Origin of the sequence: Microbacterium sp. F2 (assembly GCF_052274505.1) — a bacterium.
Taxonomy (GTDB): Bacteria; Actinomycetota; Actinomycetes; order Actinomycetales; family Microbacteriaceae; genus Microbacterium.
This window is the reverse complement of the sequence record NZ_JBNVBV010000001.1, coordinates 869,434-891,270: the sequence shown is the minus strand read 5'-3', so window position 1 is coordinate 891,270 and position 21,837 is coordinate 869,434. Positions and strand designations below refer to the sequence as shown.

General features: G+C 65.7%; 23 protein-coding genes and 1 tRNA gene. 15 read left to right on the top strand and 9 right to left on the bottom strand.

Annotated features, from left to right (window positions below):
- Positions 1-71: 71 nt before the first annotated feature.
- From ACQVDU_RS04385 to ACQVDU_RS04375, 3 genes are all read left to right on the top strand, one after another.
- Positions 72-1,154, top strand: a complete 1,083-nt coding sequence (locus ACQVDU_RS04385) for a VIT1/CCC1 transporter family protein (RefSeq protein ID WP_300591411.1) — start codon at positions 72-74, stop codon at positions 1,152-1,154.
- A gap of 68 nt (positions 1,155-1,222) precedes the next feature.
- The gene (locus tag ACQVDU_RS04380; RefSeq protein ID WP_300591410.1) at positions 1,223-1,885 is read left to right on the top strand and encodes a DsbA family oxidoreductase; all 663 of its coding nucleotides are present in this window, start codon (positions 1,223-1,225) and stop codon (positions 1,883-1,885) included.
- Positions 1,882-2,013 (top strand): hypothetical protein, encoded by a 132-nt coding sequence (locus tag ACQVDU_RS04375; protein ID WP_363493221.1) that lies wholly within the window; start codon positions 1,882-1,884, stop codon positions 2,011-2,013. Before ACQVDU_RS04380 ends, ACQVDU_RS04375 begins: the two co-directional genes overlap by 4 nt.
- A gap of 199 nt (positions 2,014-2,212) precedes the next feature.
- Here the strand turns inward: ACQVDU_RS04375 and ACQVDU_RS04370 are convergent.
- A tRNA-Leu gene (locus tag ACQVDU_RS04370) sits at positions 2,213-2,297 on the bottom strand.
- Positions 2,298-2,410: 113 nt separating this feature from the next.
- Here ACQVDU_RS04370 and ACQVDU_RS04365 point away from each other — a divergent pair.
- Both ACQVDU_RS04365 and ACQVDU_RS04360 read left to right on the top strand, forming a co-directional pair.
- On the top strand, positions 2,411-3,718 hold the full coding sequence (locus ACQVDU_RS04365; protein ID WP_443476316.1) for a M20/M25/M40 family metallo-hydrolase: 1,308 nt from the start codon (positions 2,411-2,413) through the stop codon (positions 3,716-3,718).
- 14 nt (positions 3,719-3,732) lie between these two features.
- A complete protein-coding gene (locus ACQVDU_RS04360) occupies positions 3,733-4,557 on the top strand; it encodes an undecaprenyl-diphosphate phosphatase (protein ID WP_300592573.1) in 825 nt (274 codons plus the stop codon).
- A gap of 24 nt (positions 4,558-4,581) precedes the next feature.
- On the opposite strand, the gene ACQVDU_RS04355 is transcribed toward ACQVDU_RS04360, so the two are convergent.
- Positions 4,582-5,448 (bottom strand): PAC2 family protein, encoded by an 867-nt coding sequence (locus ACQVDU_RS04355; protein ID WP_300592570.1) that lies wholly within the window; start codon positions 5,446-5,448, stop codon positions 4,582-4,584.
- Between the two features lie 125 nt (positions 5,449-5,573).
- On the opposite strand from ACQVDU_RS04355, the gene ACQVDU_RS04350 reads away from it, so the two are divergent.
- From ACQVDU_RS04350 to lnt, 9 genes are all read left to right on the top strand, one after another.
- Complete coding sequence (locus ACQVDU_RS04350; RefSeq protein WP_366945438.1) at positions 5,574-6,257, top strand: HAD family hydrolase; 684 nt, start codon at positions 5,574-5,576, stop codon at positions 6,255-6,257.
- Positions 6,254-7,291, top strand: coding sequence for a tRNA (adenine-N1)-methyltransferase (locus ACQVDU_RS04345; RefSeq protein ID WP_443476315.1), 1,038 nt, complete (start codon positions 6,254-6,256; stop codon positions 7,289-7,291). The genes ACQVDU_RS04350 and ACQVDU_RS04345 overlap by 4 nt, the downstream gene beginning before the upstream one ends.
- Before the next feature lie 4 nt (positions 7,292-7,295).
- On the top strand, positions 7,296-8,258 hold the full coding sequence (locus ACQVDU_RS04340) for an FKBP-type peptidyl-prolyl cis-trans isomerase (protein WP_292732663.1): 963 nt from the start codon (positions 7,296-7,298) through the stop codon (positions 8,256-8,258).
- Between the two features lie 123 nt (positions 8,259-8,381).
- Positions 8,382-9,314 (top strand): helix-turn-helix transcriptional regulator, encoded by a 933-nt coding sequence (locus ACQVDU_RS04335; RefSeq protein WP_443476395.1) that lies wholly within the window; start codon positions 8,382-8,384, stop codon positions 9,312-9,314.
- The gene (locus ACQVDU_RS04330) at positions 9,311-10,288 is read left to right on the top strand and encodes a helix-turn-helix transcriptional regulator (RefSeq protein ID WP_228179073.1); all 978 of its coding nucleotides are present in this window, start codon (positions 9,311-9,313) and stop codon (positions 10,286-10,288) included. Before ACQVDU_RS04335 ends, ACQVDU_RS04330 begins: the two co-directional genes overlap by 4 nt.
- Positions 10,289-10,388: 100 nt before the next feature.
- Positions 10,389-10,658 (top strand): Sec-independent protein translocase subunit TatA, encoded by a 270-nt coding sequence (gene tatA / locus ACQVDU_RS04325; protein WP_228179074.1) that lies wholly within the window; start codon positions 10,389-10,391, stop codon positions 10,656-10,658.
- Between the two features lie 69 nt (positions 10,659-10,727).
- Positions 10,728-11,489: a twin-arginine translocase subunit TatC gene (gene tatC, locus ACQVDU_RS04320; protein ID WP_228179075.1), complete on the top strand. Its 762-nt coding sequence runs from the start codon at positions 10,728-10,730 to the stop codon at positions 11,487-11,489.
- Positions 11,486-13,975 carry a DEAD/DEAH box helicase gene (locus tag ACQVDU_RS04315; protein ID WP_443476314.1) on the top strand — a complete coding sequence of 830 codons (2,490 nt, stop codon included), beginning with the start codon at positions 11,486-11,488 and terminating at the stop codon, positions 13,973-13,975. Before tatC ends, ACQVDU_RS04315 begins: the two co-directional genes overlap by 4 nt.
- Before the next feature lie 50 nt (positions 13,976-14,025).
- Positions 14,026-15,576: an apolipoprotein N-acyltransferase gene (gene lnt / locus ACQVDU_RS04310; RefSeq protein WP_443476313.1), complete on the top strand. Its 1,551-nt coding sequence runs from the start codon at positions 14,026-14,028 to the stop codon at positions 15,574-15,576.
- A 72-nt stretch (positions 15,577-15,648) separates the two neighbouring features.
- Here lnt and ACQVDU_RS04305 read toward each other — a convergent pair whose 3' ends face one another.
- From ACQVDU_RS04305 to ACQVDU_RS04290, 4 genes are all read right to left on the bottom strand, one after another.
- Entirely contained in the window at positions 15,649-16,032 is a 384-nt protein-coding gene (locus ACQVDU_RS04305) for an RNA polymerase-binding protein RbpA (protein ID WP_292710486.1), read from the bottom strand.
- Between the two features lie 93 nt (positions 16,033-16,125).
- Positions 16,126-16,908 (bottom strand): glycerophosphodiester phosphodiesterase family protein, encoded by a 783-nt coding sequence (locus tag ACQVDU_RS04300; protein WP_363493204.1) that lies wholly within the window; start codon positions 16,906-16,908, stop codon positions 16,126-16,128.
- A complete protein-coding gene (locus ACQVDU_RS04295; RefSeq protein ID WP_363493202.1) occupies positions 16,905-17,834 on the bottom strand; it encodes an SPFH domain-containing protein in 930 nt (309 codons plus the stop codon). Before ACQVDU_RS04295 ends, ACQVDU_RS04300 begins: the two co-directional genes overlap by 4 nt.
- A complete protein-coding gene (locus ACQVDU_RS04290) occupies positions 17,827-18,324 on the bottom strand; it encodes an NfeD family protein (protein WP_292710476.1) in 498 nt (165 codons plus the stop codon). Before ACQVDU_RS04290 ends, ACQVDU_RS04295 begins: the two co-directional genes overlap by 8 nt.
- Positions 18,325-18,462: 138 nt before the next feature.
- Here ACQVDU_RS04290 and ACQVDU_RS04285 point away from each other — a divergent pair, with 138 nt between their 5' ends.
- Positions 18,463-19,227, top strand: a complete 765-nt coding sequence (locus ACQVDU_RS04285) for an SDR family oxidoreductase (RefSeq protein WP_443476394.1) — start codon at positions 18,463-18,465, stop codon at positions 19,225-19,227.
- A gap of 71 nt (positions 19,228-19,298) precedes the next feature.
- On the opposite strand, the gene ACQVDU_RS04280 is transcribed toward ACQVDU_RS04285, so the two are convergent.
- From ACQVDU_RS04280 to ACQVDU_RS04270, 3 genes are all read right to left on the bottom strand, one after another.
- Entirely contained in the window at positions 19,299-19,859 is a 561-nt protein-coding gene (locus tag ACQVDU_RS04280; protein ID WP_292710473.1) for an HdeD family acid-resistance protein, read from the bottom strand.
- 96 nt (positions 19,860-19,955) lie between these two features.
- On the bottom strand, positions 19,956-20,927 hold the full coding sequence (locus ACQVDU_RS04275) for an AEC family transporter (RefSeq protein ID WP_443476312.1): 972 nt from the start codon (positions 20,925-20,927) through the stop codon (positions 19,956-19,958).
- A gap of 25 nt (positions 20,928-20,952) precedes the next feature.
- A complete protein-coding gene (locus tag ACQVDU_RS04270) occupies positions 20,953-21,594 on the bottom strand; it encodes a hypothetical protein (RefSeq protein ID WP_443476311.1) in 642 nt (213 codons plus the stop codon).
- Between the last annotated feature and the right edge of the window lie 243 nt (positions 21,595-21,837).

Genomic DNA, 21,837 nt, shown 5'->3' with positions numbered 1-21,837 from the left:
CGAATCCTCGGATTCGAGCGGGCGGCCCTCGCCGTGTCTCCTACCCTGGGGAGGACCCCAGAAGGAGCCCGATGAACGCCGAATCGACGGCTGGCGAGCGGCGGAGGTGGGCTCAGTACCTTGTGGACGAGCGCGCCGAAGCGCGCGTATACCGTGAGCTGGCTGCCCGCCGCACCGGCGAGGAGCGGGCGATCCTGGAAGCCCTCGCGGATGCCGAACGTCGGCACGAGTCCCACTGGCTCCAGTTGCTCGGCGGCGAGCCGGAAACGCTGCCCCGGCCACGACTGTCGACGCGAACGCTCGCGTGGATGGCGCGGCACTTCGGATCGATCTTTGTGCTCGCGCTCGCTCAGAACGCCGAGGCCCGTTCTCCCTACGACAGCGATCCGCACGCGACCTCGCAGATGGCTGCCGATGAGAAGATCCACCACGAGGTCGTGCGTGGGCTTGCCGCCCGCGGACGACGGCGGCTGTCGGGGACGTTCCGGGCCGCGGTCTTCGGCGCGAACGACGGCCTGGTCTCGAACCTCGCCCTCGTCATGGGAATCGGTGCGACCGGAGTCGCCCCGCAGTTCGTGCTGTTCAGCGGTATCGCGGGTCTGCTCGCCGGTGCGCTGTCGATGGGCGCCGGTGAGTTCGTGTCCGTGCGATCCCAGCGTGAGCTGCTGGCGGCGACGCAGCCGAACGATTACGCGGACGACGTCTTGTCGTTCCTCGATCTCGATGCGAACGAGCTGGCGCTGGTGTTCCGAACACGAGGGATGCCGGAAGACGAGGCTCTTGCGGCGGCGCGCGCAATTATCGGCGACGCGCAAGCGGCGGGCCCCGGTGCGCTTGCTCGCGGTGGCATCGGCGGCGAGGGCGAGGATGACGTCGTCGGAAGCGCGTGGGGCGCAGCGATTTCGAGCTTCCTGTTCTTCGCTTCGGGAGCGATCATTCCGGTGCTGCCGTGGATATTCGGACTGTCGGGACTCGCGGCAGTTGTGACGGCGCTGGCGCTCGTCGGCGTTGCGCTCCTGGCGACGGGCGCGACCGTCGGGCTGCTGTCCGGTGGTCCGCCGTTGAAGCGTGCGCTACGGCAGCTCGCGATCGGCTTTGGAGCAGCAGCGGTGACGTACGTTCTGGGACTGCTCTTCGGCGTGTCGGTCGGCTGATGCGGGCGCCTGGGCCTGCGATGGGTGCCGACGGGAATAGTCCCCGCGATGTCGCGGTTCGATGTGACATGAGCGAGTCTTCTGCTGCCCCGATCAAGGTCGACGTCTGGTCGGACGTGCAATGCCCCTGGTGCTACATCGGGAAGCGACGTTTCGAGAAGGGTGTGCTGGCCTCGGGAGTTCCCGTGGAGATCGAGTACCACTCCTTCGAGTTGGCCCCCGATACTCCGGTTGACTACGACGGCTCACCGGTACAGTACCTCTCCGAGCGGAAGGGCGTCTCGCCCGAGCAGGCCGCTCAGATGGTCGAGCGCGTGACGACACTCGCTGCGGGTGAGGGTCTCGCATACGACTACGACCACATCCACCAGACGAACACGATCAAAGCCCATGAACTGCTGCACTACGCGAAGGAGCGCGGTGTGCAGGCAGAGATGAAGGAAGCCCTCCTGAAGGCCTACTTCGTCGACGGCGGGCATGTCGGCCGGATCGAGGATCTCGCCGATCTCGCCGCAACCGTCGGGCTCGACCATGACGACGTCGTCCGGGCGCTCGAGTCGGGCCAGTACACCGCAGCGGTGAAGGCGGATGTCGCGCAGGCCGCTGCGTACGGCATCCAGGGCGTACCCTTCTACGTCTTCGACGGCAAGTACGGTGTCTCCGGAGCGCAGGAGAGTGAGACCTTCGCCCAGGTGCTTGCGCAGGTGGCATCGGAGCGGACTCCCGCATGACCGACGCTTCCCCGACACCGCAGGCCGCCGCCCAGCCGTTCACAATGCTCGGCGGCGGCGGTGTCGTCTGCGAAGGCGACTCGTGCATCATCCCCGGTTCCGTCGCCGACGACGCATCGACGAGCTAGCGAAGCCAGACAAACGAAAAGGGCCCCTTTCGGGACCCTTTTCGTCTGTGCGCGAGGGGGGACTTGTCCCCACCGCCACTCCACGCGCCGCTTTGCAGCGCGCGGAGCCTCGGGCGGCGTGGGCCCACCCCCGGGGCGCTCGCGTCGACCCCTCCCAGACAAACGAAAAAGGGCCCCTTTCGGGACCCATTTTCGTCTGTGCGCGAGGGGGGACTTGAACCCCCACGCCCTATACGGGCACTAGCACCTCAAGCTAGCGCGTCTACCTATTCCGCCACCCGCGCAGAGTGGTTTCGGTCTTGCAACCGAAGATCGACATTATCACGACAACGGCGCCGCCGATAATCGCTCGGGGTCTCGACCCGAAACATTCGCGTCGTCTGAGCGCGGTAGGTTTGTGGCCGTGTCACATACCGAGTCCGAGCTTCCCGAAGTCGTCGTCGTCGCCCGGGACCTCATCCGTTTCGACACCACGAATTGGGGTGGCGGACATGCCCGGGGCGAACGGGAAGCGGCGGAATACGTGGCCGACTATCTTCGCAAACTCGATCTGACGCCCGAGATCTACGAGCCGATTGAACGGCGAACGAACGTCGGCGTGCGAATCCCGGGTGTCGACCGCGGTAAGCCCGCACTTGTGGTGCACGGCCATCTTGACGTCGTGCCAGCGGTGGCGGAGGACTGGTCGGTCGATCCGTTTGCAGGAGAGATTCGCGACGGCATGCTGTGGGGACGCGGTGCGGTCGACATGAAGGACATGGACGCCATGATCCTGACCTCCGTTGCCGACATCCTGCGCAGCGGACGCCGGCCAGCCCGGGACCTCGTGGTGACCTTCTTCGCCGACGAAGAGAACGGGGGCGGTGAAGGCTCGGCGCTCGTTGTCCGTGACCGCCCTGAATGGTTCGCTGGCGCGACCGAAGCCATCAGCGAGGTCGGCGGCTACTCGATCGACCTCGCTGGACGACGCGCCTACCTCCTTCAGGTGGGGGAGAAGGCCCTCGTCTGGATTCGCCTCGTCGCCCGAGGCCGGGCGGCACACGGCAGCGCATTCCACGAAGACAACGCCGTCACCCGCCTCGCCGAGGCCGTCGCTGCGCTGGGGCGCACGGCATGGCCGGTGGAGCTAACCGCGACGACGGAGCGGCTGACGCAGCGGATCGCCGAACTCACCGGGCAGCCCTCCGATGACCCGGATGCCGTAGCCGCCGCAGCCGGACCGGCTTCGCGATTCCTGCGCTCGACCATCCGTACGACCAGCAACCCGACGGCGCTCACCGCCGGATACAAGCACAACGTCATTCCCGATCGCGCCGAGGCGCTGATCGACGTGCGGACGCTTCCGGATGGAGAAGACGGCGCCCTTCGCGCCATTCAGGACATCGTCGGGCCAGACATCGAGATCGAGGTCGTCCACCGCGACATCGGTCTCGAGGTGCCCTTCGAGGGCGAACTGGTGGATGCCATGGTCGCTGCGCTCGGGCGACACGATCCGGGTGTTCCGGTCCTCCCGTACCTGATGAGCGGCGGCACCGACAACAAGGCCTTGGCCGAGCTCGGCATCCGCGGCTACGGGTTCGCGCCGCTGCGGTTGCCTGCCGACCTTGACTTCACCGGTATGTTCCACGGCGTTGATGAGCGGGTCCCGCTCGACGCGCTTGTCTTCGGTCAGCGGGTGTTGACCGATCTGCTGCTGTCGTACTGATCCGGAAGGCATCCATGCTGCTGGAAGCAATCATCCTCGGCCTTGTGCAGGGACTCACCGAGTTCCTACCGGTCTCATCGAGCGCTCACCTGCGCATCCTGGGAGAGTTTCTGCCCAGTGCGCAGGACCCTGGAGCAGCGTTCACGGCGATCACCCAGATCGGTACCGAGGCCGCAGTCGTCGTGTTCTTCTGGCGCGACATCGTTCGGATCGTGTCGCGTTGGTCACTCGCTCTCGTGCGCAAGGTGCCGCAGAACGACCCGGACGCCCGCATGGGGTGGCTGATCATCATCGGATCGGTGCCGATCGTCGTGCTCGGTCTGCTCTTCCAGGATCAGATCGAGACAACCCTGCGATCCCTGTGGCTGGTTGCGGGGATGCTGATCTTCTTCGGTGTGCTGCTGGGCATCGCCGACCTCGTGGGTGCGAAGCGTCGAAAGCTCGACCAGCTCACCCTGGGGCATGGCATCATCTTCGGGTTCGCGCAGGCCCTTGCGCTGATTCCCGGGGTCTCGCGTTCGGGCGGCACGATAACGGCGGGACTGTTCCTCGGCTATGAGCGCGCGGCGGCAGCCCGCTACGCGTTCCTCCTGGCGATTCCCGCGGTCTTCGGAAGCGGCTTCTATCAGGTCGCCAAGAGCTGGGACGAGCAGGGGCCGTTCACCCCGATCGAGACCGCCGCTGCCACCGGTGTGGCATTCGTCGTCGCACTCGGTGTCATCGCGTTCTTCATGAGCTGGATCTCCAAGCGCAGCTTTATGCCGTTCGTGGTCTACCGGGTAGCTCTCGGTGCGGCGCTGCTCGTGCTGCTGAGCATGGGTGTCATCCAGCCCTACTGAGTCGGCGACCCCAGCTGAGAGGCGTCAGGGTTTGCGGGGCTCGTCGCGTCCACCCCGACCGGGTCCATCGCCGCGGCGACGCAGGTACTTCTCGAACTCCTGCGCGATCGCGTCGCCGGATGCCTCCGGTGAGTCCCAGGTGTCTCGGGTGCGCTCGAGCTGGTGGATGTACTCCGTCATCTCTTCGTCATCGGCTGCCGCCGCATCGATCGAGGCTTCCCAGGTGCGTGCCTGCGCCGGCAAGTCACCCCGATCCACCTTCGCGCCGGTGATGTCTTCGAGCCGATCGAGCAGGGCCAGGCTCGCCTTAGGCGACGGAGTGTGGCCGGCGACGTAGTGCGGCACGCTTGCCCACAACTGCGCTGACGGGATGCCAGCGGCTGTGGCGACGTGCGAGATCACGCTGAGGATGCCGACGGGTCCCTCGTACGAGCTGCGCTCAAGTCCGAGGGCTGCCCTCACCGGCTCGCTCTCGCTGCCTGCGAAAACGGAGATCGGGCGCGTGTGCGGAACATCCGACATCATCGACCCCATCGACACAAAGCCGGTGATGTCTTCGCGCAGGGCAACATCGACCAGTTCGGAGGCGAAAGCCTGCCAGGCTCGCGCAGGCTCGACTCCCGTGAGGAGCCAGAGTTGCGTGCCCCGTGTTGCTCGGGTCGGCCTGAGGATGGTTGTCTCGGGCCACGTCAGCTCCCGCGCCCCATCCGCCGTCGTACGAATCTGCGGACGCGTGTACTGGTAGTCGAAGTACAGTTCGGGGTCGACCGAGTAGACAGTTTCGTAGCCGCCGGAGTCGCGCAGATGAGCGACGGCCGAGGACGCTGCCTCACCCGCGTCGTTCCAGCCGTCGAATGCGGCGACGAGAACCCTGCGTCCCAGTCCCTCCACGTGACCTCCTCAGGTGGCGATCCAACCAGAATAGGACGCTGCCGTCAGCCGGGTGCGAGAAACGGCGAGGTCGTGGGGACCCGGGCGTGGGCGATCGCCAGTGGGGCCGTCGGTAGCATGGTTCGGTGACTGCACCATCCGCCCTCTCCGCTGTGCTCTGGGACATGGACGGCACGCTCGTCGACACGGAACCGTACTGGATCGCGGCAGAGACGCCGCTCGTCGAAAGCTACGGTGGCACCTGGACCCACGAGAAGGCGTTGTCGCTGGTCGGGCTCGCTCTGGAGGATTCCGCACGGATCCTGCAGGGGGAGGGAGTGCGAATGTCGACCCACGACATCATCGATCACCTCACCACCGAGGTGATGCACAGCATCTCTCGGGACGGTGTGCCGTTCCGTCCGGGCGCGAAAGAACTTCTTGCCGACCTCAAGGATGCCGGTGTGAAGACCGCCCTGGTGACGATGTCCATGCGACGGATGGCAACCCACATTGCCGAGCTCATCGACTTCGACGCCTTCGACATCGTGGTCGCGGGCGATGACGTCACTCGTCCGAAGCCGTATCCGGATCCGTATCTTCAGGCGTGCACGTCGCTCGGCGTAGACCCCGTCGACACCCTGGCCATTGAGGATTCGCCGAACGGGTTGCGCTCTGCGGTGGCGGCGGGATCGGTCGTCCTGGGCGTTCCAGCCATGGTCTCGCTCGAGGGAGCGGGTGCCCACGCGGTGTGGCCCACGCTTCACGGCGTGAGTGCCTCCGACCTCGGTGAGCTTCACCGGGCACATCGAAAGGTCGGCGCTGCATGAGCACGACACCCCGTCTGTCAGGTCCCTTCCGGGTCGGTGATCGCGTCCAGCTGACCGGCCCGAAGAACCGGCTTCACACCATCACGCTTCGCGAAGGCGGGGAACTACACACACACCATGGCGTGCTGCCGCACGCGACCCTGATCGGCATCCCCGACGGGTCGGTCGTGGTCAATAGCGCCGGTCACGAGTATCTGGCACTTCGCCCGCTGCTGCGTGACTTCGTCATGTCGATGCCGCGGGGGGCAGCGATCGTGTATCCGAAGGATGCCGCGCAGATCCTCTCCGAGGCTGACGTGTTCCCGGGAGCTGTTGTGGTGGAAGCGGGCGTGGGCTCCGGCGCGCTCTCCCTCTGGCTGCTGCGCGCGATCGGTGACGCTGGCCGTCTCGTCTCGTTCGAAAGACGCCCGGAGTTTGCCGAGGTCGCGCAGGCCAACGTCGAGACCTTCCTCGGTCACCGCCCGGCATCCTGGGACGTTCGTGTCGGCGACCTCGTGACTGAGCTGCCGACGGCCGTCGAACCCGGAACGGTAGACCGCGTCATCCTGGACATGCTCGCCCCGTGGGAGTGCATCGACGCCGTTGCGGAGGCCCTGACCCCGGGCGGGGTAGTCCTCTGCTACATCGCGACCGCCACGCAACTGAGCCGCGTAGCCGAGTACATCCGCAACACCGGCCTGTTCACCGAACCCGACGCGAACGAGACGATGGTGCGAGGCTGGCACGTCGAGGGTCTCGCCGTTCGCCCAGACCACCGAATGGTCGCGCACACGGGCTTTTTGCTGTGGGCTCGACGCCTCGCGCCCGGCGCTGTCGCGCCCGAGCAGAAGCGGCGTGCCTCGAAGAGCAGCTACGGCGACGAGGATGTCGAGCTGTGGACTCCCGGTGCCGTCGGTGACCGTCAGATCACCGACAAGAACCTGCGGAAACGAGTTCGCGAAGCGCAGAAGGCGGCTGACGGTGCCCGCCAAGCCGCCACCGGCGGCGGCCCTGTGACGGTCGACGAAACGGCTGAGCCTGACCACCTAGACTGATCCGGTGCGAAAGACACCCGCCTTCCTCGCGATCCTCGGACTGACAGCTGCCGGACTCGTCGGTTGCTCGACAAGCCCAGCCGACGGGTGCGCTCGTGTCACCGATACCGACCCCGCAGCGACCGATCTCGTGACAGTCACCGGTGAGTTCGGCGAGGCGCCCGACGTCGAGGTCTATACCCCGTTCCAGGTGGATGAGCTCGCATGGACCGACCTCACGCAGGGGGAGGGGACGCCGATCATCACGACCGACCAGATGGTCATCCTCGACATGGTGGTCCTCAACGGTCAGACCGGTGAGCCGGCCGTCGCCACCTCCTACGACGTGACGCTCGAGAACGTTTTCTCGATGTCGCGGTGGATCGACACCCTGCCAGGGCTTGAGGATTCTCTTCACTGCGCGCAGGAAGGGGACCGCGTCGTTGTCGCCCTACCGGCAGATGCGATCAACCCGGCTGCCGCGACGCAGATCGGGCTCGAGGAGGGCAGTTCCGCGGTCGCCGTCGTCGACGTTCGGAAGGTCTACCTTCCGAAGGCGGATGGCGCTGACCAGTTCACCGACAGCAACGGTCTTCCGTCCGTCGTCCGCGCCCCGAACGGGCGACCCGGAGTCATCATCCCTGATGCCCCGGCCCCGACCGAACTCTCGATCCAAACGATCAAGAAGGGCGACGGCGAGGTCGTCACCGGCGAGCAGCCGGTTCGCGCCCACTACACGGGTCTGCTGTGGGACACGCGTGAGGTCTTCGACACGAGCTGGGACGGCGATCCGGTCTCGTTCGATCTGACCGCGGTCGTGCCGGGCTTCGCCGCGGCTCTCGAGGGTCAGACCGTCGGATCCCAGGTTCTCGTCGTGGTGCCGCCGGACCAGGGGTACGGCGATGCCGGTCAGGGGCCGATTCCCGGCGGAGCGACGCTGGTGTTCGTCATCGACATCCTGGGGCTCGATCCAGAGCCGGCCTCCTGAGCGAAATCGCCCACGGCAAGAGAGGATGCCGCCCATCGCGGACCTAGGATGAGGGGCGTGCCCTCGAAGTCCACTGTGCGCATCCCGCCCGAGGAGCGGCTTGTCAACCTCGTGGTCGCCCTGATGGCGACCGAGCAGGGCCTCACGAAGGACACGATCCTGTCGTCGGTGTCGGGCTACCGCGAGCAGTCGGAAGCCGGCACGTCGAAGGACGCGCTCGAGAAGATGTTCGAGCGCGATAAAGAGAGCCTTCGTGGACTCGGTGTCCCGATCGAGACGATCGGTGACCGTGCCGATCCCGACGATCTTCGCGAGGCTCGCTACCGCGTACCGACCGCCGAGTACGAGCTGCCTGCCGATATCGAGTTCACGCCGGCCGAGCTCGCTCTGCTGAACCTGGCCGGAGGCGTGTGGAGGGAAAGCTCTCTGTCGGCGGATGCGCGCAGCGGCCTACGCAAGATTCGCGCGCTCGGCATTCCGGTCGAGGATCCGATCCTCGGATACTCGCCGCGGATCAGTCTGCGCGAACCGTCGTTTGCGCCCCTGCAGCGGGCGATCGAGGACTCGCGAATCGTGAGCTTCCGATATATGCGGCCCGGAAGCGCTGCGCCGCGAGTGCGGCGGCTGCAGCCGCTCGCGCTCGTCGAGTTCGAGGCTCGGTGGCACGTATACGGGCTCGATCTGGACCTCGACGCACCGCGAACGTTCCTTCTCACGCGCATCGTCGATGACGTCGTGATCAGTCGAACCGTCGGAGACCCCGCGCTGCGCGAGGGTGCGGGTGCCCGCGCGCTCGACGGGCTGCGCGAGCTCGCACAGCGGCAGAGGGCACTGGTGGAGATCGACCCCGGGACCGAGGCGTGGTTGCGCCTCTCGCGTCGCGCGGAACCTGCGGCGCAAGGCTGGTGGGTGCCGTACGTGGATCTTCACGTCGTCGCCGACGAGCTGGCATCGTACGGTCCGGAAGTCCGTGTCGTCGAACCGGATGACGTCAAAGCAGAGGTCATTCGGCGGCTTCGCTCTACTCGGGATGCGCACAACGGAGGGAACGGATGAGCGGCTCGTCGATCGCGACCGACCGCGCAGCACTGCTCCTGCAGTTGGTGCCATACCTCATCTCCAAGGGCGAGGTGTCAGTGGCCGAGGCTGCAGACGAGTTCGACGTCACCGCGGAGCAGATGCGCACCATGGTGCGCGGCCTTACCGTCATCGGGCTGCCCGGAGACTCCGGCTATTGGCAGATGGCGAACGAGCTCTTCGACATCGACTGGGACCTGCTGGACGAGCGGGACCTCATCGCGATCACGAACTCCGTGGGTCTCGAGCGGGCGCCACGACTGACCGCCCGCGAAGCTGCTGCTCTGCTGGCGGGACTGCAGCTTGCGGCCACGATCCCCGGCGTGGGGGATTCGCAGTTGTATACCGGGCTGCTGGCGAAACTCGCGCGCGGCGCGTCTCGCGCACCTGCTGCCGTCGTCGTTGCATCGGAGCCGGTCGATGCGGTTCGCCGTCTCGTAGCCGACGCTCTCGGTCGTCGGGTCGCTGTGAGCTTCACCTACAAGACTCCCGAAGGGTCACCGACGACACGCACGGTCGATCCCGTCAAGGTTCTGATAGCCCAAGGGCAGTGGTATCTCCAGGGCTGGTGCCATCTGCGAGAGGCGATGCGGACCTTCCACCTTGACCGCGTGAGCGATCTCGCCCTGACCGACATCCCGATCACGCACGGGCAAGAAACCGTACCCGGCTGGTTCGCCGACACCGGCGACGATGCAGCGGGCGACGTGAACGTGACCTTCGAGTTCCCGGCATCCGTCGCCCCACTCTTGGGTGACTACCTCGATCGAGCGACCGTCACTACCACGGCGGGGGTGAGCACCGCACGGATGCGGGTGGCTGATGTGCTGAGCCTGCGACGACTTGCAGCACGTCGCGGGGGAGACGTGCGGATTCTCGCGCCGACAGGCGCCCGCGAAGCGGCGCGGGAGTGGGCTGAGGCGGGCCTCGCCCAGTACCCCGAGCAGACATAAGAAGACCAAAACAGGGATATGGATGGTTCTCAGGCCAGGTTCCGGTACCGGTGAGCGGCACCGGGGTAGACTGCAGAAACCGCAATCGTGAGGAGACCCCATGGGGAACGCATTCGGGTGGCCGCACCTGCTGATCATTCTCGCGGTGATCCTGTTGCTGTTCGGCGCGGCGAAGCTGCCCGCGCTGGCAAAGAGCCTCGGCCAGTCCGCCCGTGTCTTCAAGGGCGAGATGAAGGCCATGAAGGACGACGACTCCAAGGATGCCGCGAAGCCCGACGTCGCAGCGTCCGAAGCCGCTGACTCGTCCTCGACGGGTTCTGCTGGCTCGTCGCAGGCCGCGTCATCCAGCGGCCGAGATTCCACAGCCTGACCCGGCCGCGTGGCGACCAGTTCCCTGCCGGAGGTAGGAGAGCCCGACCGGCCGCGCCGTGACCGGAGGATGTCTCTCGGGCAACATCTGATCGAGTTGCGCAAGCGGCTCATGATCGCTGCCCTCGCGCTCGTCGTCGGCATGGTGGTGGCGTTCATCATCACCGATCCGATCATCCGGCTGATTACGATTCCGATCGCAGATGTGGCGGCCATGCGTGGCGAGACCGACAAGGTCGAGGTGATGTTCACGACGATCACCGGTCCGTTCGATCTCCGCATCCGAATCGCTTTCGCGACCGGTCTTCTGATCTCTGCACCGGTCTGGCTGTGGCAGATCTGGGCTTTCATCATGCCGGGACTCACAAGGAAAGAAGTCGGCTACACGGCGGGGTTCGTCGGGGCAGCTGTTCCGCTGTTCTTCGCGGGGACTACCGTGGGGTGGCTCGTGCTCCCGCACGTCGTCGAGATCATGGCGACCTTTGCTCCAGACCAGACTTCCCTGTTCTACGACGCAACGTACTACTACGACTTCGTCTTCAAGTTCCTCCTTGTGGTCGGGGTTTCTTTCGTCCTACCCGTCTTCCTCGTTGCTTTGAACGTCGCGGGGGTGATCTCGGGCCGCGGCATTCTCAAAGGGTGGCGGGTTGCAGTGCTGGTGGCTACCCTCTTCGCGGCGGTTGCAACACCCGCAGCTGACGCCGTGTCAATGCTGATGTTGGCAGGCATCCTCGTCGTGCTCTTCTTCGCGGCAGCCGGTGTGTCGCTACTGTTCGACCGACGCAAATCCAAGCGCGACGCAGCCCTGCTGCCGCCTGAGGCGACGGGGTGAGTGCTCCAAGCCCAGCGGAGCGATTTGCGCGGGCCGAAGCAGCCCGTGCGTATCCGGTCACGGCGGCGTTCGCCGACGATCAGCGTTTCGATCTCGATCCGTTTCAGATCGCCGGATGCCACGCGCTCGAGTCGGGGCGAAGCGTGCTCGTCGCTGCGCCCACGGGGGCGGGAAAGACCATTGTCGGCGAGTTCGCGATTCATCTGGCGATGCGGGAGCCCTCCGACAAGGCGTTCTACACGACGCCGATGAAGGCGCTGTCGAACCAGAAGTTCCGCGAACTCGTCGATGTCTATGGGCCCGATGATGTGGGGCTTCTCACCGGAGACACCAACATCAACGGAAATGCTCGCGTCGTCGTGATGACGACCGAGGTGTTGCGCAACATGCTGTACGCGGGCTCACCGGCGCTCCGCGACCTGCGCTATGTCGTCATGGACGAAGTCCATTACCTCGCCGACAGGTTCCGCGGTGCAGTGTGGGAGGAGGTCATCATCCATCTGCCGCCGGCGGTGCGTCTCGTTTCGCTGTCGGCGACGGTCTCGAACGCCGAAGAGTTCGGTGATTGGCTCGACACCGTGCGCGGAGACACTGACGTCATCGTGTCTGAGACGCGACCGGTTCCGCTCGAACAGCATGTTCTGGTGCGCGGCGACCTTCTGCCGCTGTTCGACGATCGCGCCGGCATCGCGACGGCGCAGGTGAACCAAGAGCTCATGCGCATCCGCTCGTTCAAGGGCCCGACCTACGAGAACAATCGGCGCGCTCAGGCTGGCCGCAGTGCCGCAATGTCAGGAAGTCGCGGCCGTGACGGCCAGCATCGCCGCCCCCACAAGGGCGGTCAGCGGCCGGTGAGATCGGCGAATGCACAACGGATCGAACGGCTCGATCGCCCCGAGGTGATCGAACTCCTCGCGCGATCGAATCTGCTCCCCGCCATCTTCTTCATCTTCAGCCGCGCCGGCTGCGATGCCGCGGTGCAGCAGGTTCGCCGGTCCGGAGCCCGCTTCACGACACCCGAGGAGCGGGCGGAGATCCGGGCGATCGTCGAGGAGCGCACCCGAACCCTGCTCGAGGAGGATCTGGCTGTCCTCGGATTCTGGGAATGGCGCGAGAACCTTGAGCGGGGAGTCGCTGCGCATCATGCGGGTCTTCTGCCGGCGTTCAAAGAGGTCGTCGAAGAGCTCTTCCAGCGCAAGCTCGTGAAGGTCGTGTTCGCCACCGAGACCCTCGCGCTGGGGATCAACATGCCGGCGAGAACTGTCGTGCTCGAGAAGCTCGAGAAGTTCAACGGCGAAGCGCGGGTCGCGATCACCTCGGGCGAGTACACACAGCTGACCGGTCGAGCTGGACGCCGGGGGATCGATGTCGAAGGCCACGCCGTCGTGCAGTGGACCGAGGGGCTCGACCCGCAGGCCGTGGCTGCCCTGGCGTCCCGGCGTACGTATCCGCTGAACTCCAGCTTCCGCCCGACGTACAACATGGCCGTCAACCTCATCGACCAGTTCGGCAGGGCCCGGGCTCGCGAGATCTTGGAATCCTCCTTCGCGCAATTCCAGGCCGACCGTGCTGTGGTCGGTCTTGCCCGGCAGGTGAAGGATGCCGAGGAGTCGCTCGCTGGCTATGCCAAGGCGATGAGCTGCGACAAGGGCGACTTCGCCGAATACTCCGGTATCCGTCGCGAGCTGAGCGACCTCGAGAAGCTCAATCGCAAGGACGCCAATGCCTCACGCCAGACGCGCGATAAGCGTCAGCGCGAGATCAGCGAGCTGCGTAGACGCATGCAGCGGCATCCGTGCCACCAGTGTCCGGACCGGGAGCATCACGCCCGGTGGGCAGAGCGGTACTGGAAGCTCGATCGCACCGTCGAGCGCCTTCGTAGCCAGATCGACGCGCGCACGGGAACTGTCGCCCGGGTCTTCGACCGTATCGTCGACGTTCTGGCGTCCCTTGATTACGTGCGCGTGGATGCAGAGGGTGCGGCCAGGCTCACGGCCGCTGGTCGGACGATGCGGCGGATCTACGGCGAGCGGGATCTGCTCGTGGCCGAGTCACTGCGCCTCGGTCTCTGGGACTCGCTGGACGCGCCGTCGTTGGCGGCCCTGGCCTGCGCGCTGGTCTACGAGCCACGCCGTGACGAGCCGGGGGAGCGAGCGCTTCCCCGCGGTGCGTTCCGCGAGGCTCTCGCGCAGACCCTGGACCTCTGGCAACGCCTCGACGATCTCGAACGCGATTCACGCCTGCCCGGGTCGGAGCCGCCCGCTGCGGGACTCGCGCTCGCCATGCACTCGTGGGCGAAGGGGATGCCGCTGGACCGCGTGCTGCGCGAGGCTGACCTCGCGGCGGGCGATTTCGTACGGTGGGCCAAGCAAACGATCGACCTTCTCGACCAGATGTCGTTGGTGGCCGAGCCCGGTCTCGCCGCGGTCGCGCGCCGCGCGCTCGATGGCGTTCGGCGCGGAATCGTGGCGTACTCGTCGGTGTGATCGCCGAACCTTCAGCCGCGCCATAGCCGTCCGAATCTAGGCTGGACGTTATGCCCGAAGCCTCGAGCGCCACGCAGAGTCGCGCCACTGACGTGCGTCCGCTGTTGCCCTTGTGGGCGGCCGTGCTGGTGGCAGTTGCCGCCGGGCTCATTCTGGACCTGGCATACCCGTCGGTGGGCTGGTGGCCGCTCGCCTTCGTCGGGGTCGGACTGTCTCTGGTGACACTCATCGGGCGCAGCGCCTGGGGCGCCTTGCTTGTCGGGTTCATCTTCGGGATCACGTTCTATCTCGTCCACATCGTGTGGCTAAACCGCTACCTGGGCGTGATCCCGTGGTTCGCCCTGGCGGTCGTTGCCACGATCTACGTCGCTCTGGGGTCGGTGCTCATCGCGTTGGCCTACCGATGGATGCCGAGAGCCGTCCCTGGCCGGTGGGCTCAGCTCGTCCTCACGCCGCTGCTGATCGCGGGTCTGTGGGTACTGCGGGAACTTGTCACCGGGTCTTGGCCCTACACCGGCTTCCCGTGGGCGCGGATCGGGATGAGCCAATCCGAGAGCCCTCTCTCACACCTGACCTCGTGGATCGGGGTGACGGGCCTGTCGTTCCTGATGGTCGCCTTCACCGCCGGGATCATCGAGTGGCTGCGTCTGCGCCAGTGGTCGGATGTGCGCACTGCGCTGCCGGTCGCGGGCCTCGGGGTCGTCTTGCTCATCACGCCGCAGTTCCCCACCACCCCGGCGGGCACGATGACCGTGGGGAGCGTGCAGGGAAACGGCCCGTCCGGCTACTTCGATGCCCGTCAACGCAACGACATTCTGAACGCGCAGCTGTCAGCATCCACCGACCTGATCGGTCAGGACATGGATGTGCTGCTGTGGCCCGAAGGTGGGATCGATTCGGACCCGATGACCAACGCGACCACCGCCGCGGTTCTGGACGGACTATCGGAGGCGGTGGATGCTCCGCTTCTTGTCAACGCCGCGACGACGCGCGGCGACCTGACCTACAACACCTCGATGCTGTGGGAAGCGGGAGCGGGCGCCGTGCAGTATCACGACAAGACCCACCCGGTTCCGTTCGGCGAGTACGTGCCCGACAGGTGGTTCTACGAGATGATCGTGCCCGACCTGATCGGGCTCATCGGGCGTGAGTACACCCCGGGATCTAACCCTCCCTTCGTCGACATCGACGGCACCGGGGTGGGGCTCGCGATCTGCTTCGACGTCATCTACGACGACGTCATCCACGACGGCGCGCGCGACGGTGCGGAGGTCTACATGTTCCAGACCAACAACGCCGACTTCCGCAACACCGATGAGAACCTGCAGCAGCTCGCCTTCGCACGCACGCGCGCGATCGAGACCGGTCGTTCCGTGGTGAACATCTCCACCGTCGGGACAAGCCAGGTCATCGGCCCCGACGGTGCGACGATCGATTCACTGCCCGCCGATGAGGCTGGTGCGATGCTCACCGACGTTCCGCTGCGAACCGGTCTGACGCCGAGCATCGTGATCGGCGGCTCGCTGGGCATCGCAATCGCAATCCTCAGCATCGTCGGCCTGGTTGCCAGCGGCATCGTCGCGAGCCGCCGCCGGACATGAAACGGGACCGACCCGTGATCGGATCGGTCCCGTTTCACGCACCGCATCGGTGGAGGCTGCGGTGGGCGTCTGTCAGGCGCTCAGCTTGTCGACCGTGACGTCGTCGCCGGCGCCGCGGCGCGAGCGGACGAAAGCGAGGCGCTCTTCAAGGAGCTCCTCGAGCTCGGGAATCGTACGACGCTCCAGAAGCATGTCCCAGTGCGAGCGGGGGGCTTTGACGTCGCCGTGGTCAACGGTGACAGTCTCACCATCGACGCGGAGCAAAGCCTCGGCGCCACAGGTGCGGCATTCCCAGGTCTCAGGGACCTCGGCATCTGCCGCGAAGGTCATGGTGGTGTCACGCCCACAAGACGTGCAGGAGTAGGTGAATTGTGCTCGCTCATGAAATACGACGCCGTCCTCGCTCTGTAGGCTGGAGGCGCCGAGTCTCATGCCGCGGAGGCTTCGGTCTGCCATTGTGTGGTCCTCTCGTCGCTGTACAGGTATAACGCGCTCACCTGGGCAGATCATCCATGCCGACCCGCAGATGAGAGCATTCTCAGCCGATCTTCAGCGGCGGCGCTGTCCGAGAGTCTCGAGCGCAACGTCTACACGGTCCGTGACGATGCCATCGACTCCCATATCGACAAGCCGCAGCATGTCTGCGGGATCGTTCACGGTCCAGACATGCACCTCGACCCCGTGCGCGTGAGCGGCCTCAATCAATCGCGGCGTCACCACCCGCACCGGCCCCTGCCGTTCCGGGACTTGCAGTGCGTCGACTCCCGCCAGTGAAGATGTGACGAGCCGCGGCGACCGCGCGACGAGACCCCAGACGACGCGGGCAATCGTCTCGCGTCCCGCCGATGCTGCAGGCGCGACCGCGCCGGACGGTGCGTGACGAGCGGCCGATGCCAGGGCCGCTCGTCGGCGGGCATCCGCAAAGCTCGTCAGGAGGACGCGCTCACCGTGGCCGGCGACCAGGGCACCCACGGCGTCAGCGGCGCCGGGCGCCTTCACGTCGAGGTTGAACCTCACGGTCGGGAAGTCCTCGAGCGCAGTGCGTAACGTGATCAGGCCACCGCGATCTGCCATCAAGGCGGTCAATTCCGCGAGATCGACGTCGACGATGCGTCGAGGATCGCCGGTGACCCGACGAAGATCCGCATCATGGAACAGCACGACCTCGCCGTCGCGGGTGAGATGACAGTCGGACTCCACGTAGGTCGCGCCCGCTCGCTGCGCCGCGGCGACCGACGCGTAGGAGTTCTCCGCTATCGCGTCGTCAACCGTCAACCCCCGGTGCGCAAGGACGCGCGGATACGGGGCATCGACGAAGTAGGGGTGCGTCACGCCTGCTCGTCAGGTGCAGGCTTCGCGGCATCTCGCGGTCCGAACGCACTGGATACACCCTTCAGTGCCTCCGTGAACTCGCTCGGGATGATCCAGAGTTTGCTGGACGCGCTGTCGCTGATCTTCGGAAGAGTCTGCAGGTACTGGTACGCGAGGAGCTTGTCGTCCGGATTGCCCTCGTGGATGGCGTTGAAGACTGTAGCGATGGCCTCAGCTTCGCCCTGTGCCCGCAGGATCTGGCCCTGCTTTTCGCCTTCGGCCCGCAGGATCTCGGCCTGGCGTGCGCCCTCTGCCTGCAGGATGGCGGACTGCTTCGTGCCCTCTGCGGTGAGGATCGCCGCACGACGGTCACGCTCGGCGCGCATCTGCTTTTCCATCGAGTCCTGGATGGATACCGGGGGATCGATCGCCTTCAACTCCACACGCGAGACACGGATGCCCCACTTACCCGTCGCTTCATCCAGCACGACCCGCAGCTTCGTGTTGATCTCATCGCGGCTGGTCAGTGCCTCCTCGAGATTCAGGCCACCGACGACGTTTCGCAGCGTCGTGGTCGTGAGCTGCTCCACCGCGCCGAGGTAGTTCGCGATCTCGTAGGTGGCCGCGCGGGCATCCGTCACCTGGAAGTACACGACCGTGTCGATCGAGACAACGAGGTTGTCCTCGGTGATGACCGGCTGCGGGGGGAAAGAAACGACCTGCTCGCGCATGTCGATCAGCGGCCGCACCCGGTCGATGAACGGCACGAGAAGGTTCAAGCCGGGGGAGAGGGTCTTGTGGTACCGGCCGAGGCGCTCCACGACGCCGGCTGTGGCCTGCGGAATGATCCGAATCGATCGGAAGATCACCACGACCACGAAGATCGCAATGACCAGCAGCAGGACGATGACGAAGATCTGACCCGCGAACGCGCCGATGTCAATCATGTTCCATGGTCCTTTCTGTCGATGGCCGGGGCTGCGGAGCCACTTCGACGGCGGCGCCCCGTACCGCGATGACGCTGACCGGCTGTCCGACGTTCGCCTCAGCATCCGTCAGACCGGCGCTCAGTCGTGCCGTCCATGTCTCGCCGTTGTCGAGCTTCACCTCACCTGCCCCCTGCGTGAACGCGCGGGTCACACGGGCCGGCATCCCAACGAGCGCATCGACGTTCGTGAGGACGACCGGCGAACTTCGATGGAGCGCGCGCAGCAGGAGGGGGCGAATCGTGAACAGGAGAAGTGCTGAGGCGATTGCGGCGAGCCCGATCTGAAGCCACCACGGGCCGCCCAACAGGTTCGTCCCGAGGCCGCCGATCAGTGTTCCGGCAGCGAGCATCAGAAACGTGAACTCGAGGGTGAGGAGCTCGATGATCACAAACAGGACTGCCAGAGCGAGCCAGAGGATCCACAGATACTGCGTGAGATCGGGCAACATCCGAGTCTCCTTCCTCCTGGTCCGACCCTATCAACGCAGGGCCCGGCGCGGACCGGTTGGTAGGGTCGGTACGCGCGCCATTCCGGTGCTGCCCCGCGGCCGACGGGCCGACCTGCAACAGGAGCAATTGTGAGCGACATTTCCACCCCGATCGCCCCCGGAACCCTGCGCGGAAAGACCGCGCTCGTCACCGGTTCGTCGCGCGGAATCGGTGCCGACACCGTCCGCTATCTCGCAGCCGCGGGAGCGAACGTCGTCATCAACTTCCGCAACAAGGCTCCACGCGCCGAGAAGCTTGCCGCCGAGGTCCGGGAACTTGGCGTCGACGCTCTCGTCGTGGGAGCCGACCTGACCGATCCTGAGTCGGTCGCGGCGATGTTCGCTGCCGTCGAGCAGGCGTTCGGGGGGCTCGACATCCTCGTCCTGAACGCGTCAGGCGGCATGGAAGCCGGAATGGCAGACGATTATGCGCTACTGCTCAATCGCGACGCTCAGGTCAGCGTTCTGGAGGCGGCCGTGCCGCTTCTTCGCGGTGACGCACGGGTGGTGTTCGTCACCAGTCACCAGGCGCACTTCATTCGGACGACTCCGACGATGCCGGAGTACGAGCCCGTCGCCCTCTCCAAGCGCGCCGGCGAAGACGCGCTTCGCGAGCGGATTCCGGCGCTCCTCGAGCGCGGGATCGGGTTCGTCGTCGTCTCCGGGGACATGATCGAGGGAACCATCACCGCAACGCTGCTGGAACGTGCGAACCCCGGAGCGATCGCCTCGCGCCGCGAATCAGCAGGCAAGCTCTACAACGTCTCGGAGTTCGCCGCGGAGGTCGCACAGGCCGCCGTGGACCCGATTCCCGCAGACAACACGCGGCTCGTCGGCGACACAAGCTCTTTCGTGGGGGAGTGACCTCGTCACTGCATCCGTTCATAGCAGAAGGCCCCGGGCATCCCCGGGGCCTTCTGCTATGGCGTGAGTGATCAGACGCTCTTCTTGCCGAACGTGAAGGCACGCACGATCTGGATGATGCCGAGCACGACGAGCGAGATCCCCAGCAGCCACCAGAGCACGACTGCGCCCCAGAGCGGCGAGAACAGCAGAACGACACCGGCGACGATGCTGATGATCGCGAAGAAGATCGTCCAGCCCCTGGAAGCTGCATCGCTGAGCGTCGTCAGTGAAACGACACCTTCGACGATCCACATGATTCCGACGAGGATCCCGAGGAAGACGGCGAACCATCCCGTGGTTGCTGCGAGGTTGAAGAAGGCGAAGATACCCGCGGCGATGAAAATGACGCCGAGGATGATGTGGCCGACACGCGACCATCCGCCCATCGACTTCGAGAAAATGCCGAGGCCGCCGTAGACGAGCCCACCCACGATCGCATAGATCGCGATGATCGCCGTGACGACCATGGCCGTGCGGCCCGGCCAGACGAGAATCAGGATTCCGACGATGAGCGAGAGGACACCGGCGATGCCGAGCGCCGTGCGGACGCCGTTGATGGCCTCCTTGGCGACGGAGCTTTCGGTTGACATGGCATTCCCTTTCTGGGAGTTAGCTGAGAGCTTGCGTTCTCAGCGTAGCGTTCCGACCCGGCTTCGGGGGAGTGGGAGGGGTATGTCGGCCTGAGATCACCCGAAAAGGACGAGGACACCAACCAGAACGGGGATGCACCCGATCGTGGTGAGAAAGACTGTGTCGCGCGCGATAGTTTCAGCAACGCCGAAGCGCTGGGCGAAGTTGAAGACGTTCTGAGCGGTTGGGAGGCTCGCCAGGACGACGACGGTGAGCGTTTCCGCCTTCGGAAGCCCGAAGACGACGCTCGCGAGCACCCACGCCAGCAGGGGCATCAGAATCAGCTTGAACGCTGTCGCCAGGATGACCTCGCGGCGGTGCCCACCGGCCGCGAGAACCCGCTGTCCGTGGAGCGACATCCCGTAACTCAGCAGCAGCACGGGGACGCAGGCAGCGGCAAGGAAGTGCAGGGGCTCGGTCACGAGCGAGGGAAGCTGAAGCCCCGTCGCCGCGACGAGCGTTCCCGCGACCGATCCGATCACGACCGGATTCGTGACAGTACGCACCACAATCTTCCCGACGTTCCGTGTCGTCGCGGTGACGCTCTCGAGGATCGCCATCGAGATCGGGACGAGCACAAGGAGCTGGAACAGGATGACCGGTGCGGGGTAGGCGGCCGAGCCCAGCAGATAGAGCGAGAGGGGGATGCCGATGTTGTTGGAGTTCACCTGACCCGCGGCGAGTGCGCCGATCAGCGAATCTCCCACGGTACGCCGCCAGAACAGGCGTGAAATCGCCGCGTACAGACCGATGATGATGACCGCAGTGATCGCCGAGACCGGCAGGAGTGCGGAAAAGAGGGTGGCGATGTCGGCCTCGGACAACACGACGAACAGCAGCACAGGGGAGAGGACGAAGAACACCAAACGCCCGAGAACCGGGCCGGCTTGCGGGCCGAGGAGGTTGATGCGTCCGATGACGTACCCGACCGCGATCGCGAGGCCGATGACCGCGAGCCCCGTCGCAACGTTCAGCACGGGAGGTCCGGAACTCGCATCCTTCCACGCTACCGCCGGTGCCAGACGCACGAATCACGCCACCGTGGTGCTTGAGCTACGGGTGGCCGGAGCGGAAGATGTGGACGCTTTCGGCGCGGTCGCGTTCGCTGAGGATGAGCGCGAGGACGCCGAGTCCTATTGTGCTCGCAAGGCTCGACAGTGCGCCGAGGAGTGTTGCAACGTCGGCGACGGCCTGCTGCGGGAGTGCCATGGTCGCGTACATGCCCTGGGTCATGACGCCCACGAGGACGCTCAGTCCGAGAACCCAGAGCGGCGCCCACCGCCACGGAGACGGAACGATGCGGGTCCGCGCGATCTGGACGGTCGCGATGGTCCCGGCGGCGAGCGGTATCAACAGGTCGAGGTAACCCAAGACGACGTACATTGGCGGAATCGAATCTGGTGTGGCGAAGCCGCCGTTCGGTGTCATCACGTCGAAGACGATGCGGGCGACGACATGCCACCACGCCACGATCAGCATCGTGACGAGACCCAAAGGTCTTCGCGCGACGATGCTTTCGTACCTCGTTCGTCCAACGGCGAACACGGTGACGCCGACGGCCCAAGCAAGCTCGGCGATCACAGTGAGAACCGGACGTAGAGAAGAGCCGAGCATGACGGCGTCCAGCATCGCGACGATACCGGCCAGGATCAGTGCGCTGCCACCGATCGTCCACGTCAGGTTTCGCCGCCGCATCCTTCGAGCCTAACGAGCCAGACTGCGTCGGCTCGGTTACAACCGAGCCATCGTGGATAGTCGCCGATAATGCACATTATGTCAGATCACTCTGAACTGACCATGCTGCTCGAGGCTGAGCCCGCTCTCCTGGCCTGGCAGCGCTCGTGCTCGCTGGGCTCCCGGGTTAGCCTCGTTCTATCGGGTGTGGTGCGTGACGCGGAGGGCGTGTCGGATGCGGGGACGTGTCGGTTCAGATGATCG